12 protein-coding genes are annotated in these 14,046 nt (G+C 43.8%); 11 read left to right on the top strand and 1 reads right to left on the bottom strand.

The annotated features are described in order from the left end of the window. The first annotated feature begins 4 nt into the window (after nucleotides 1–4). The 3 genes from murF to FTU09_RS02770 all read left to right on the top strand — a co-directional run bounded on the left by murF (nucleotide 5) and on the right by FTU09_RS02770 (nucleotide 3,408). A complete protein-coding gene (gene murF, locus FTU09_RS02760; protein WP_180072750.1) occupies nucleotides 5–1,414 on the top strand; it encodes a UDP-N-acetylmuramoyl-tripeptide--D-alanyl-D-alanine ligase in 1,410 nt (469 codons plus the stop codon). Next, nucleotides 1,415–2,533, top strand: coding sequence for a phospho-N-acetylmuramoyl-pentapeptide-transferase (gene mraY, locus FTU09_RS02765; protein ID WP_019836136.1), 1,119 nt, complete (start codon nucleotides 1,415–1,417; stop codon nucleotides 2,531–2,533). It begins immediately after the preceding gene. A gap of 71 nt (nucleotides 2,534–2,604) precedes the next feature. Next, a complete protein-coding gene (locus tag FTU09_RS02770; protein ID WP_131260646.1) occupies nucleotides 2,605–3,408 on the top strand; it encodes a putative RNA methyltransferase in 804 nt (267 codons plus the stop codon). A 69-nt stretch (nucleotides 3,409–3,477) separates the two neighbouring features. Here the strand turns inward: FTU09_RS02770 and ponA are convergent, their stop codons facing one another. Continuing rightward, on the bottom strand, nucleotides 3,478–6,030 hold the full coding sequence (ponA, locus tag FTU09_RS02775) for a penicillin-binding protein PBP1a (RefSeq protein ID WP_180079492.1): 2,553 nt from the start codon (nucleotides 6,028–6,030) through the stop codon (nucleotides 3,478–3,480). 169 nt (nucleotides 6,031–6,199) lie between these two features. Between ponA and FTU09_RS02780 the strand changes: the two genes are divergently transcribed. Genes FTU09_RS02780 through FTU09_RS02815 form a run of 8 tightly spaced genes read left to right on the top strand, consistent with a single transcriptional unit; the run spans nucleotide 6,200 to nucleotide 13,857 of the window. Beyond that, nucleotides 6,200–7,258 carry a pilus assembly protein PilM gene (locus FTU09_RS02780; RefSeq protein ID WP_004974460.1) on the top strand — a complete coding sequence of 353 codons (1,059 nt, stop codon included), beginning with the start codon at nucleotides 6,200–6,202 and terminating at the stop codon, nucleotides 7,256–7,258. Then, a complete protein-coding gene (locus FTU09_RS02785; RefSeq protein ID WP_004974461.1) occupies nucleotides 7,258–7,893 on the top strand; it encodes a PilN domain-containing protein in 636 nt (211 codons plus the stop codon). Before FTU09_RS02780 ends, FTU09_RS02785 begins: the two co-directional genes overlap by 1 nt. Further along, entirely contained in the window at nucleotides 7,890–8,597 is a 708-nt protein-coding gene (locus FTU09_RS02790; protein ID WP_004974463.1) for a type 4a pilus biogenesis protein PilO, read from the top strand. Before FTU09_RS02785 ends, FTU09_RS02790 begins: the two co-directional genes overlap by 4 nt. Further along, the gene (locus FTU09_RS02795) at nucleotides 8,597–9,121 is read left to right on the top strand and encodes a pilus assembly protein PilP (protein ID WP_004974465.1); all 525 of its coding nucleotides are present in this window, start codon (nucleotides 8,597–8,599) and stop codon (nucleotides 9,119–9,121) included. The genes FTU09_RS02790 and FTU09_RS02795 overlap by 1 nt, the downstream gene beginning before the upstream one ends. Nucleotides 9,122–9,181: 60 nt before the next feature. Continuing rightward, complete coding sequence (locus FTU09_RS02800) at nucleotides 9,182–11,323, top strand: type IV pilus secretin PilQ (RefSeq protein ID WP_180079573.1); 2,142 nt, start codon at nucleotides 9,182–9,184, stop codon at nucleotides 11,321–11,323. Nucleotides 11,324–11,360: 37 nt separating this feature from the next. Then, nucleotides 11,361–11,891, top strand: a complete 531-nt coding sequence (aroK, locus tag FTU09_RS02805; protein ID WP_104852648.1) for a shikimate kinase AroK — start codon at nucleotides 11,361–11,363, stop codon at nucleotides 11,889–11,891. A gap of 30 nt (nucleotides 11,892–11,921) precedes the next feature. After that, nucleotides 11,922–13,001 carry a 3-dehydroquinate synthase gene (gene aroB, locus FTU09_RS02810; protein WP_179995889.1) on the top strand — a complete coding sequence of 360 codons (1,080 nt, stop codon included), beginning with the start codon at nucleotides 11,922–11,924 and terminating at the stop codon, nucleotides 12,999–13,001. A gap of 10 nt (nucleotides 13,002–13,011) precedes the next feature. Next, on the top strand, nucleotides 13,012–13,857 hold the full coding sequence (locus tag FTU09_RS02815) for a hypothetical protein (protein ID WP_180079493.1): 846 nt from the start codon (nucleotides 13,012–13,014) through the stop codon (nucleotides 13,855–13,857). The last annotated feature ends 189 nt before the right edge of the window (nucleotides 13,858–14,046 follow it).

The following is a 14,046-nucleotide window of genomic DNA, read 5'->3' on the forward strand; positions in this document are numbered from 1 at the left end:
TTGTATGCACACTTCCACCACCAGTACCGCAATTTTAGAACCTTGGACTGCCGAACAACTCAAACAGGCAACACAGGGTTATTGGTTCAATGGGCAAGCACCGCAAGGCGAGATTAAACGTATTTTAACCGATTCACGCCATGCTGAAGCAGGCGATGCCTTTTTGGCTTTAAAAGGTGAGCGTTTTGATGCGCATGATTTTGTGGCACAAGTAGCGACTCAGGGCTGTTCTATGGCAATTGTCAGCCAGCCTGTAGACGCAGATATTTGCCAATTGGTCGTGCCTGATACCCGTTTAGCTTTAGGACACTTGGGCGCATTTCGTCGTCAGCAACATCCTCAATTAAAAGTGATTGCGTTAACAGGCAGTAGCGGTAAAACCACCACCAAAGAAATGCTTGGTAGTATTTTGTCACGTTTGGCACCGACTTTAATTACCCGTGGCAACCTGAATAATGACTTGGGTGTGCCGATGATGTTATTGGAGTTGAATGCTAGCCATCAATATGCAGTGATGGAATTGGGCGCCAGTCATCAAGGTGAAATCGATTACACCTCAAACTTGGTGCAGCCGCAGGTGGCAGGCATTATCAATATTGGTACTGCGCATTTGGGTGAGTTTGGTGGGCGTGATGGTATTTGTCGGGCCAAGTCTGAAATTTATGCACATATTGCCTCGCAAGGTACAGCGATTGTCCCTGCTGCCGATGATTTTGCCGAACAGATTCAGCAAGCGGTTCAGTCAGAACAGCGTCTAAGTTTTGGTGAAGGCGGTGATGTGTTTGCGACAGACATTCAGTTGCAGCCACAATCGGCAAGTTTTTGTTTAAATACCACGCATGGTGTGCGTCAGATTCATTTGCCATTTGCAGGTGAACACAATGTACAAAATGCTATGGCTGCTGCTGCTTTTGCACTGGCAATTGGTGTGAGTTTAGATGATATTGTCGCAGGCTTGGAACAGGCACAGGGGGCAAAAGGCCGTTTGAACTTTATTCAGCAAGGCACACATTTATTCATTGATGACACCTATAATGCCAATCCAACCTCTATGCGTGCTGCAGGTGAAGTCCTTGCACAGCAAACAGGTGTGCGAGTTATGGTAATTGGTGATATTGGTGAGCTGGGCAATAGCGCAGCACAACAGCACTATATGTTGGGGCGTGATTTGGTGTCTATTCGTGGCATCAACTTTGTGGTGGCAGTCGGTGAATTTGCACCAGCGACCCAAGAAGGTGCACGTAGTACCCAATATGGAAAAAAATTACAGGCTTTTGTCACTCAAGAACAAGCCTTGCCGTTTTTAATTGATCTGGTAAAAACACATCAACCTCAGTCCATGAGTTTCCTATTTAAAGGTTCTCGTTATACCCATATGGAAACGTTGATGGCTGCATTGATGGAGAAAATTTAAATGCTGTTATGGTTATTTGAGCAGCTGGCGGGCTATAACAGCTCGTTTCAGGTGGTTCGTTATTTAACATTACGTTCATTACTGAGTGTATTGACTGCGCTTGGCATCGGTTTGGTGCTAGGCCCTGTGATGATTCGTAAACTGCAAGCATTAAAATACGGTCAGGCAGTCAGCTCTTATGCACCTGAAGGGCATGCCAAAAAAATGGGTACGCCAACCATGGGCGGGGTATTAATCCTGCTTTCCATTGGTATTTCGACCCTATTATGGGCAGATTTATCTAACCCTTACGTCTGGATTGTACTGGCGGTCATGGTCATTTTTGGCGCTGTAGGCTGGGCAGATGATTGGATTAAAATTCGCTACAAAGACAATGCGGGTTTGCCTGCGCGTAAAAAATTCTTCTGGACTTCGGTAGCATCATTGGGTGCGGGTATTGCGTTGTATGTGATTGCAACCCAACAGCCAAATCCTGCACAAACCGCAGATATGCTGGATGTGTTGATTCCATTCTTTAAAGATTTCAGCATTCCATTGTCGTTGATTCCACTCGGTATTGGCTTCATTATCTTTACCTATTTGGTAATTAACGGTGCCTCAAATGCGGTGAACCTGACTGATGGTTTAGATGGTTTGGCAATTATGCCAATCGTGTTGGTTGCGGCAGGTTTGGGCGTCTTTGCCTACTTAGCGGGGGATGTTCGTTTTGCCGATTATCTGCATATCCCTTATGTGAAATATGCGTCTGAGTTGGTGGTAATCTGTGCCGCGATGATTGGTGCGGGCTTGGCCTTCTTGTGGTATAACGCGCATCCTGCACAAGTCTTTATGGGCGATGTCGGTGCACTGTCTTTGGGGGCAATGCTGGGTACGATTGCCGTGATGGTACGTCAGGAAATCGTGTTTGCGATTATGGGCGGAGTGTTTGTGGTTGAAGCGATTTCGGTATTCCTGCAAATTGGCTCACTACGTATGCGCAATAAACGGGTATTCTTAATGGCGCCGTTGCATCACCACTATGAAAAGAAAGGCTGGCGTGAAACTCAAGTGGTGATTCGTTTCTGGATTATCACAATTATGCTGGTGGTTTTAGGTTTAATGACTTTAAAATTACGTTAAGCCTATCCAACCGAAAATTTTAAAAGTCGGCACTCGCCGACTTTTTTATGTCGTCCACTCTGGAGAAAATGATGAATTTGCTGATGTGTCCTGTATGTCGTCAGGTATTGCAACTGCATGATCGAACATGGCGTTGTGCCAGCAATCACAGTTATGATGTTGCGAAACAAGGCTACGTCAATTTACATGTGGTGCAACATAAGCACAGTAAAAATCCAGGGGATACACCTACTTCTGTGCAGGCACGCCGTGCATTTTTAAGTGCAGGGCATTATGCGCCCTTGCAACAGGCGGTGGTGCAAAAAATTCGTGCCTTACGCATCGAAAATTTGTTGGATATTGGTTGTGGTGAAGGTTATTACACTGCTGCCATGCAAGGCGAAGTGTTGCAGTGTGTCGGGGTGGATATTGCCAAGAATGCCGTACAAGTAGCGGCAAAATTGAATTCCGCAGTGACTTGGGTGGTGGGGACAGGAGCAACCTTGCCTGTTTTGGAGCATTGTATTGATTTATGTGCCAGTCTGTTTAGCCCAATCCCGCAACATGAAATTTTACGGGTTTTAAAACCACTAGGTTATTTGTTGGTGGTGACGCCTGCGCCTGAGCATTTATTGGCGATGCGTCAAGCGTTGTTCGAAGAGGTAAAGCCACATGAACCCGAAAAATTTATCACCCAATTACAAACTACTTTTGATTTGATTGATGCCAGCGTGGTGGAAACACCATTACAGCTCAATCAAAGCGATTTAATTCATTTAATTGCTATGACACCTTATGCCTATAAAGCCAAAGCAGAGCGCCGTCAGGCATTGGAACAGCGAACCCAGTTTGACGTGACAGCACAGCATCAAATTTATCTGTTTCAGAAAAAATAAGTTTGAATAGCCCATAAAAAAGCCCTCATCTTTGCATAAGAGGGCTTTTTTCTGACTGCTTGTCTGTGGTTATAAGACTTCGTCAATTAAGTTTTCTAAAGCATCGGGAGCAGGTTTAGGTGCTGCATTTGGTTTGGCAGGGCTGTTGTTTGGCGCGTGCATGGCAGGCGGTGCAGCGTTTTCAGGAATTAATACCTCATCGCCTGGTAAATCGTCAAAATCTCGCTCAGGCGCACGTGCTGGCGCAACAGGTGCAGGTCGATACAGTGGACGTGCCAATGGCGGTGAAGCACGATAATCCTGCTTCTGTTCTGCATTCATTTGATTGAGTTCACGTTGTGGCGCTTTGGCTTTGCTGTCTAAACTGACCCAAGCTTCAGGTGTGCCTTTGAGTGCATTACCCATAAAGTCTGTCCAAATTGGCAGCGCTGCGATACCACCGTATTCACGACGTCCTAAAGTTGTTGGTTGGTCAAAGCCCACCCAAGCCACAGTCACCAGTTTGCCGTTGAAACCTGCGAACCAAGCGTCTTTGGCATCGTTGGTGGTTCCTGTTTTACCACCAATATCACCACGACCAATTCTAAGTGCAGCACGTCCAGTACCGTGTTGAATCACGTCACGTAAAATATTGGACATATCATACGCCGAGCTAGATTTTAAAATACGTTGTGCCTGTTTGTACTGACTACGCTCTGCCAATAAGTTCGGATATTGTTCAGCTTGTGCCAGTTTTTTATTGGTGACTTCAATCACTTCATCATCTGGTGTAGTGGCTTCGGCACTTTCCAACGTTTGTTCTTTGGCATTAATACAAGCAATACACGCATATTCAGGATTAGCTTGATAAATCACTTTGCCATAAGCATCTTCAATACGGTTAATGAAGTGCGGTTGAATACGGTAACCACCGTTGGCAAAAGTGGCATAGCCCGTGGCCATTTGAATAGGCAAAACTTGTGGTGTACCCAATGCAATAGTGTAGTTACGTGGAATCTGATCTTCCTGCAAACCAAAATCCATGAATAGTTGGCGGGTACGCTCAATACCGACTTCTTGTAATAAGCGTACCGAAACCGTGTTACGAGATAAATAGAGAGCACGACGTAACGGAATCATGCCTAAATGGCGACCATCGGAGTTACGTGGTGACCATTTACCAATGGTGATTGGACTGTCATTGACCATGGTGTGTGGCGTCATACCACGCTCTAAAGCCAGAGCATACACAAAAGGTTTGATGGTGGAACCCGGTTGACGCCAACCTTGTAAAGTACGGTTGAACTTAGATTGATAGAAGTTGTATCCACCGACCAACGCTTCAATGGCGCCATTATTCGGGTTAATTGCGACCAATTGACCTTGCACTTTCGGTACTTGTACCAATGACCAAGCGGTTTTATTTTCATTTGGACGTAAACGGACAATATCTTTGACTTTTACAATCTGTGCCGCACGACTTGGCGCATTGCCTACACTGTTGGCATTGCGATAGGGGCGCGCCCAAGACATACCTGACCATGGTACAGTAACTGTTGTGCCATCTTGCATTAACGCTTCAAAAGAATTATTCAGCACTTTGCTGACTTGCGCAGGGTAGGTGTTGGCATAAGCACGAAACTCATTCAGCGGTTTGTCGTGTGCCTCTGCACCACGCCAGCCGTGGCGACGGTCATAGGCTTCTAAGCCTTCTTGTACCGCCTGTTCTGCGTACATTTGACGTTTGCTGTCTACCGTGGTGTAAACTTTATAGCCCGAATCAACCGCTTGTTCACCAAATTTACTGACCAGTTCAGCACGCACCATTTCACCAATATACGGATGTTTATTGCTGATGCTGCGGTCTGGCATATCTAAATTAATCGGTTCAGCAATGGCTTTTTGGTATTCATTTTGGTTGATATAGCCCAGTTGCAGCATACGTCCCAAAATCCAGTTGCGACGCTCCAAAGCACGCTCAGGATTTACCACGGGATTGTAGCGCGAAGGTGCTTTAGGTAGGCCTGCAATCATCGCCATTTGTGCAATCGACAGTTCTTCTAGGCTTTTGTTGTAATAAATTTTGGCAGCTGCCGCGATGCCATAGGCATTTTTACCCAAAAAGATTTTATTGACGTATAAGGTCAAAATTTCTTCTTTGCTCAGGTTTTGTTCAATTTTACGCGCTAAAAAGATTTCGGTGAGTTTACGCTTTAAAGTACGATCAGGGCTGAGATAATAGTTTTTTGCCACTTGCATGGTAATGGTCGAGCCGCCAGTTTGCACATTGGAGCCTGTTACCGCCTCGCTCACCGCGCGCCCCAAGCCTTTGAAGCTAATCCCACTGTGTTCAAAAAAAGCAGAATCTTCGGCTGCTAAGAACGCAAAAATGAATTTTTCAGGAATATGTTCGTAATCAACAGGTACAGAAAGTTTGCCACCGTACTCCGCAATCAGCTCATTATCGGCACTATAAACCTGCAATGGCTTTAGTAAAGGTGCTTTTTTTAAGGTGGTCATTTCTGGCAAAGATGGGGCAATATAGAGATACATGCCATAGAAACCCATCGGTATTGCGACCGAAATTATAATTATGATCAAAAAAAATGGATGAACACGACCCGAACAAGATAGCTTTTTCATAACAAGTGCGTTTTAATAAGCGCTAATAGCAAACTAATTGCTGGTCAGTATAGCGAGTAGATTTACGGATTGTTAGATGAATTATTGTATCCGTAAAAAATTATAGACCAGCGCGGATTAGTAGGTTAAATTTTTTTGGGGATAAAAAAATAATAGGAATGGTACTATTGTGCGTAGGTTATATCGTAAGCCAAGTAAGGGGTTAATAGGTGTAGATATTAGTTCTACTTCTGTTAAGTTATTAGAACTCTCTGTTAAGAATGGTAGATACTGGGTCGAGAGCTATGCGCTGGTCCCACTTCCAGAAGGCAGTGTGGTTGAAAAAAACATTCTCAATCCAGAAGCAGTCGGGGATGCGCTTGAACGTGCATTGAACTTAGCAAACACGCAATCTACATCTGCAGCATTAGCAATTCCAACCTCAATGGTGATTACCAAAATCATTGAAATGGATGCAGATATGACTAGCGATGAGCGTGAAGTTCAAATTCGTATGGACGCCGAGCAATATATTCCATTCCCATTAGATGAAGTCAGCCTAGACTTTGAAGTCCAACCAGACCGTTTAGCCAATCCAAACCGAGTCAATGTGTTACTGGTTGCAACACGTTTAGAAAACGTAGAAGCACGAGTAGAAGCATTGGAGTTGGGCGGCTTGACAGCCAAAATTGCCGATGTCGAAAGTTTTGCCATCGAAAATGCCTTTAAAGTGTTCTCCGATACCCTGCCAATGGGTGTGAACACCATTGGTATTTTGGATATTGGTCATACCATGACCACCTTGTCGGTACTGCAAAATAACAAAATTATTTATACCCGCGAGCAAACCTTTGGCGGTAAGCAGCTGACACAAGAAATTCAAAACCGTTATGGTTTGTCGTATGAAGAAGCAGGACGTGCGAAAAAAAGCCGTACTTTGCCAGATGACTACGATGTAGAGGTGCTCGAACCGTTCTTAGAAGCGGTGGTGCAACAAGCGGCACGTTCATTGCAGTTCTTTTTCTCATCTTCACAATTTAACGAAATTGATCACATTTTATTGGCAGGGGGGAATGCCAATATTCCAGGTCTTGCGAAGTTGTTGCAGCAAAAACTGGGCTACCGTGTGACCATTGCCAATCCATTCTTACAAATGGGCTTCTCTCCACAAATCGACATTAAAAGAATTGAAAGTGATGCGCCGTCATTGATGGTGGCATGTGGTTTAGCAATGAGGAGTTTTGATTAATGGCAAAGATTAACTTACTCCCTTGGCGCGATGAGCTAAGAGAAAAACGTAAAAAAGAATTTATTGTATTTTGTATTGCAGCGGCTGCTGTTGGGGTGTTATTGGTGGCTTTGGCGTGGTTCTTCTACAACGCGAAGTTACAAGATCAAGAACAAGCCAATCAATTGGTGATCAGTACCAACCAAAACCTAGATGTACAATTAAAATCTTTAGAAGGCTTGCAAGAACAGCGTAATGCTATTGTTGAGCGCATGAAGCTTATTCAGGGCTTACAAAGTCAGCGTCCAATTGCCGTGCGTTTGGTGGATGAATTGGTGCGTGTGACACCAAGCAATATGTACTTAACCAAAGTGAGCCGTACAGGCAATAAATTCACTTTTGAAGGCAAGGCTGAAAGTCCAAATACTGTGGCTGAATTCTTGCGTAATTTGGAAGCATCGCCGTGGTATCGCAATGCATTTATGAATTCATTCTTAGCCAAAGAAGAAAATAAAGATAAAGCACCAAGCTCTGTGGTTCCTCGTGTAGAGGAAAGTTACGGTACTTTTGTAGTAACTTCAGATTTAGAAGAAATTGCAATTCCAGTAACACCAACAGAATCTAATTCAACATCAGCAGCGGGGGCAGCACAATGAGTCTCGATGAATTTGATGAAGTAAATCAGGATGCTGCTGTTGCTCCGAAAAAGAAAATGACAGTTGAAAAGTTTTTTCAACAGTTCAATACCCTAGATCCTAACAATTATGGTGCTTGGCCACTTTCGGTCAAAATTACCTGCTGGATTTTTATTATTTTCCTGATTCTAGCTTTAGGTTACTTTGTCGTAATCAAGCCAAAGTTAGATGCCATTGCAGCAGCACATACACAAGAACAAAACTTGTTAAATGAGTTCCGTGAAAAAGATTCTAAATTGCGTAATTTGCAGCAATACCAAGCGCAATTACAAGAAATGGAAGCGAACTTTAACCAACAACTTGAACAATTGCCAAAAGAAACTGAAATTCCAGGTTTAGTTGAAGATATTAACGTCACAGGCGTGAATTCAGGTTTGAAGTTTAAAAACATTCGTTTAGAGAACGAAATTAAACAAGAGTTCTTTATTGAACAGCCAATTTCAATTGAAGCGACAGGCGATTATCATGCCTTTGGTTCATTCGTAAGCGGTACAGCAGCATTGCCACGTATTGTGACCATGCACGACTTTGAAATTGTGGCGACTGAAAATAAAGACAAGAAAACCGATATTCCGCAAGTGACCTATAAAGCACAAGCAAAAACTTATCGTTATGTCGGCAGTGCAGATGCACAAACCGCGGGTAATGCTGGAGGAGCGAAATAATGAAAATTGAAAAGCTTTCGTTGGCTCTGATGGTAACTTTGTTGATGGTGGGATGTGATTCACGGATTGATGCAGTCAATGCACAAATGGCTGAAATTCGTAATCAGCCACCACTACCCATTGAACCTGCACCTGTGTTTGAGCCTGCACCAACCTTTAACTATGCAGCACACCAGCTCAAAAGCCCATTTATGCCAAGTTCATTGGCGGCAGAGCTTAAAATTATGGCAGGGAAGCGCGTTTATCCGAACCTTGCTCGCCAGTTACAACCACTGGAAAATTACGCACTTGAGTCACTGACTATGAAAGGCAGTATGCGTCAAAATGGTCAAATTTTGGCATTGATTCAAACACCTGATGGTGAAATTGAGCGTATCCAGCGTGGTAGCTATATGGGGGTAAATCATGGTCGTGTGGTGAATATTACACCTACACAAATTGATTTAATCGAAATTATTCCAGATGGTCGTGAAGGTTATGTAGAACGTCCAAGAAGTTTAGTTTTAATTGGGCCTGCGCCATAAATTAAAGGAATAAAAATGAATAACAGTGTGAAAGATTTTATTTTTGGGGATGGTAATACAATGAACAATTTGTTCCGTCAGTTTTCAATGGGCGCAGTCGCAATGGCAGTGATGCAAGTTGCCAATGCCCAAGTCAGCATTACCAACATCGTACCCATGCAAATTCCGGGACAGGGCACCGAAATTCGTGTCATGTTTAATGGTTTGCCACCTCAACCTGCAGCATATCAGCTGGAACAACCTTCCCGCTTGATTTTAGATTTTGATAAAGCGCAACAAACGCTTAAGCAAAACAGCGTTGCAGTCGCGACCAAAGAAGCCAGCTCTGTAGAGGTAAGCTCAGATGCACAGCGTTCACGTTTAACTGTGAACTTGGCCGATGCGGGCGCATTTACCACGCGTGTTGAAGGCAACACCTTTATTTTAAAAATCAACTCAACAACGGCAACCCCTGTGGCTGCCGTGACTGCCCAACGTAGTGCGCAAGGTGTATCCAATATTGGTTTCCAGCGTGGCGGTGAAGGCGAAGGTCAGGTGGTGATTGATCTACTCGGTAGCAATACGCCTGTAGATGTGCAGCAGCAAGGCAGCAAAATTGTGGTGCGTACTTTAGGCAATAAAGTACCAACACATTTGGCACGCCGTTTAAATGTAAATGATTTTGCAACACCTGTGTCGACCATTGATGCACACAATGATGGCAGCAATGGCGTGATTACCATTCAGGCTGCGGGCAGCTATGAATATATGGCATATCAGGCAGAAGACAAGCTAACCATCAGCTTAAAACGCCCTGTCGATAAAAACCCGTTTAAACCGCGTGCAGCGCAAAGCTATACAGGCAAAAAGATTTCACTGGATTTCCAAGACATCGAAGTGCGTCGTGTATTGCAGTTATTGGCTGATTTCACAGGCATTAACATGGTGGCAGCAGACACTGTGCAAGGCAACATTACCTTACGTTTAAAAGATGTACCTTGGGATCAGGCTTTAGATATTATCCTGAAAACCAAAAACTTAGATAAGCGTCGTAATGGCAACGTGATTTGGATTGCACCTGTTTCTGAATTGATTAAAGCCGAAGAAGAAGAAGCCAAAGCGATTGCACAAAGTGTCAAATTGGCACCACTTCAAACTGAATATATTCAATTGAATTATGCCAAAGCGGCAGACATTGAAAAGTTGATTACTGAAGGCAAAAATGCTTCAAATTCACGTACTGGTTCAAATACAGGCTCAGGTGCAGACCCATTAGGCGATAGCGTTGGTAGCTTGTTGAGTCCACGCGGTACAGTGTCGGTAGATCCACGTACCAATACCTTAATCATCAACGATACATCGGCAAAAATTGATCAGATTCGTCAGATGATAGATTTGCTTGATGTGTCTGTGAAGCAAGTGATGATTGAAGCACGTATCGTACGTGCAACCACAGATTTCACCAAGGAAATGGGTGTGAAGTGGGGCATCTTGTCTCAAGGGATCACTAACAATAATCACTTGTTGGTGGGTGGTAGTGATACCACTCTGTGGAACTTGCGTGAACCAGAAAAAGATAGTGATACGGGTGGTTGGAAGTACGAAATTGAACGTCCACAAAACCTGAATGTCGATTTGGGTGTGACCAGTCCAGGTGCCAGCCGTATTGCATTTGGTTTAATCAGCTTGTCTGACTTTATGCTCGATTTGGAGTTGTCGGCATTACAAGCAGATGGTTACGGTGAAGTGATTTCGACACCAAAAGTTCTGACTGCAGATAAGCAAAATGCCAAAGTGGCATCGGGTACGCAAATTCCGTATCAATCTTCTGAAGGTGGTGGTGTCAATGCCGTATCTACTACAGAATTCATTGATGCGACTTTAAGTTTGGATGTGACGCCAAGTATCACGCCTGACGGTAAAGTCCAAATGCAATTAAATATCACCAGTGACTCACCAGGTGCACCTACACCTACAGGTCAGCTCACCATTAACAAGAACGCGGTGAATACCAACGTTTTGGTAGATAATGGTGAAACTGTGGTCTTGGGTGGTATTTTTGAGCAACAAACGGCTAACTCACAAACCAAAGTTCCATTCTTGGGCGATATTCCTTATATCGGACGTTTATTCCGTAAAGATATCAAGTCGGACAACAAACGTGAGTTGCTGATTTTTGTTACACCACGAATTGTTAATGACAGTGTTTCAAGAAATCATTAATATATTTTCAATTTAAACAAAATTTATAGGTGACTCCTTGCTAAGCAAAGAGTTTGACACCCTACCAAATATCTATTTGGTAGGGCCGATGGGGGCAGGCAAGACCACTGTAGGACGCCATTTGGCGGAATTGTTAGGGCGTGAATTTCTAGACAGTGATCATGAAATTGAACGCAAAACTGGCGCTACGATTCCTTGGATCTTTGAAAAAGAAGGCGAACAAGGGTTTCGTAGTCGTGAAACAGCGGTTATTGATGAGTTAACCACACGGCATAAACTTGTACTTGCTACAGGTGGCGGTGCGGTGACTCAAGCCCCGAATCGAGACTTCTTAAAACAACGTGGTATTGTTGTTTATCTATATACCCCTGTCGAAATTCAACTTCAGCGAACCTATCGCGATAAAAACCGTCCTTTACTTCAAGTCGAAAACCCCGAACAAAGATTACGTGATTTGCTTGCAGTGCGTGATCCGTTGTATCGTGAGGTGGCACATTATATTATTGAAACCAATCAGGGTGCTGCGCGTGATTTGGCGCAAAAAATCTTAAATACGATTGTTTCATAGCAAATATCTTAGGTAGAAAGCGACTTTTTCATGCAGACTTTACACGTTGAACTTGGCGATCGCCGTTACCCAATTTTTATTGGCAGTGATCTTCAGCCCCAAGAATTACTTGCACCTTATATTAAAGGTCAGCAAGTCATGATTGTGACCAATACCACGGTTGCACCTTTGTATTTAAATCACTATGTGACGGCTGTTGAAGCACTGGGCAAGAAAGTGGCAACCTGTATTTTGCCTGATGGAGAAAAATACAAAGATATTCAGCATCTCACCCTTATTTTTGATGCCTTGCTGGAAGCTGGTTTTAACCGTGATTGTACGGTGCTGGCTTTGGGCGGTGGCGTGATTGGAGATATGGCAGGTTTTGCTTCGGCAAGCTTTCAGCGTGGGGTGTACTTCGTTCAAGTACCAACTACTTTACTGTCACAAGTCGATTCCAGTGTCGGTGGCAAAACAGGGATTAATCATCCGCTGGGTAAAAACATGATTGGTGCATTTCAGCAGCCCCAAGTGGTGTTGGCAGATATGTCGCAACTGAATACTTTACCTGAGCGTGAGTTGTCTGCAGGCCTAGCCGAAGTCATTAAATATGCGCTTTTGGGTGATGTCGAGTTTCTAGAATGGCTTGAAACGCACATGGAAGCATTAGTGGCGCGTGATCCTGCTGTACTGGCAGAAGCGGTATATCGTTCATGTGCACATAAAGCACGTATTGTTGCTAATGATGAAAAAGAGCAAGGTGAACGCGCTTTATTGAATCTTGGGCACACCTTCGGACACGCGATTGAATCTTATTTGGGCTATGGTAAATGGTTACATGGTGAAGCTGTTGCGACAGGGATGGTGATGGCAGCCGATTTATCACAGCGTATGGGCTGGATTTCTGTCGCAGATGTAGAGCGTACAAAAAATATCATTTCTCGTGCCAATTTACCGATAGTATGTCCGCAAATTCCACTGGATCAGTTTTTGGCTTACATGGCACACGATAAAAAAGTGCTGAATGGTCAATTACGTTTGGTGCTCATGAAGCAATTGGGTCAAGCCATCATCACCAAAGAGTTTGACTTAGAATTGATGAAACAGGCGATTTTAGCCAATCAAGCATAAAAGGCAGCATATGACAGCACTGCGTACACACTGGCAAAAAATTCAACAGTCAATTTGGTTGCTGGGCGCGGTGCTGTGTTTATTGGCGGCACTGATTTTTTGGGCGGTGACAGACCGTGAAGAACTGGTTGAAATTGAAAAACAACCAGAGTCTGAAATTGAATTACAAATTCAACCCGAAAAGGTTGCTGCAACCACCTATTTGGGTGGTTTGCAAGAAGAAGTCCGCCCTTTGGAACTCACCACGCGTTTAACAGCTTCTGGTTTGCATGAGGCTGAATATCGCGGTACTAAATTTATTCAGGAACAAAAAAATAACAGCACGATTGAACTGTTTCGGGTCAATGATGAAAACATCATTAAAAGTTTTATTAAAAAGCAAACAGATCGGAGCAAGCTGTTTTATATTCGTTTAAGCGGTGAGGGGCAGGCTGAACAATATGTGATGTTATATGGCAGTTTTGGCAATAAACGCGAAGCCGCACAAACCTTGACCGCATTGCCATTTAAATTTCCTGAAACGATTCAGCCTGTTGTGGTACAATTTGCTGACTATCGTCCTTATGTCAATGATTTAGGGGCGGATGAAATGGGGCTGAGCACCAAGTTATATGCGGTAAATTTACGTCCTGCAGCTGTGCCTAAAATAGATGAAAGTGTTTTAGCGCGTCCACCTGCAACCACAACGACTGCACCGACTACGCAGGCTGTTGCCCCACAAAATAGTACCACCAGTACTACGATTACCCGCCGTGATCAGGAGGGTAATGTCGTGGATGTACAAAAATCACAAAGTGGTACTGCACCTGTTCAGCCAGATGCACCTGAACCTGAAGTGCGCGATCCTTTTAACTAATCATAAACATTTCCAATATTCTTTTAGCTTCATTTTAGTCATTCAAACCATCGCTTGCCTTTATTTGTTCTATTCTTTTTGTCTATGATTCGCATTGAGCTATTCTGGCTCAGTTGCACCAATTTGATCTAAAAATACTATTCTTCTCATACATAAATGCGTTCTAAAATGGCGCAGCATGGTGTATAA

This window comes from Acinetobacter sp. YH12058 (genome assembly GCF_013419805.1).
Taxonomy (GTDB): Bacteria; Pseudomonadota; Gammaproteobacteria; order Pseudomonadales; family Moraxellaceae; genus Acinetobacter; species Acinetobacter towneri.

Coding starts and splice junctions, on each gene's coding strand:
- murF (WP_180072750.1), top strand. CDS start 5: ATGCACACTTCCACCACCAGTACCGCAATTTTAGAACCTTGGACTGCC.
- mraY (WP_019836136.1), top strand. CDS start 1,415: ATGCTGTTATGGTTATTTGAGCAGCTGGCGGGCTATAACAGCTCGTTT.
- FTU09_RS02770 (WP_131260646.1), top strand. CDS start 2,605: ATGAATTTGCTGATGTGTCCTGTATGTCGTCAGGTATTGCAACTGCAT.
- ponA (WP_180079492.1), bottom strand. CDS start 6,030: ATGAAAAAGCTATCTTGTTCGGGTCGTGTTCATCCATTTTTTTTGATC.
- FTU09_RS02785 (WP_004974461.1), top strand. CDS start 7,258: ATGGCAAAGATTAACTTACTCCCTTGGCGCGATGAGCTAAGAGAAAAA.
- FTU09_RS02790 (WP_004974463.1), top strand. CDS start 7,890: ATGAGTCTCGATGAATTTGATGAAGTAAATCAGGATGCTGCTGTTGCT.
- FTU09_RS02795 (WP_004974465.1), top strand. CDS start 8,597: ATGAAAATTGAAAAGCTTTCGTTGGCTCTGATGGTAACTTTGTTGATG.
- FTU09_RS02800 (WP_180079573.1), top strand. CDS start 9,182: ATGAACAATTTGTTCCGTCAGTTTTCAATGGGCGCAGTCGCAATGGCA.
- aroB (WP_179995889.1), top strand. CDS start 11,922: ATGCAGACTTTACACGTTGAACTTGGCGATCGCCGTTACCCAATTTTT.
- FTU09_RS02815 (WP_180079493.1), top strand. CDS start 13,012: ATGACAGCACTGCGTACACACTGGCAAAAAATTCAACAGTCAATTTGG.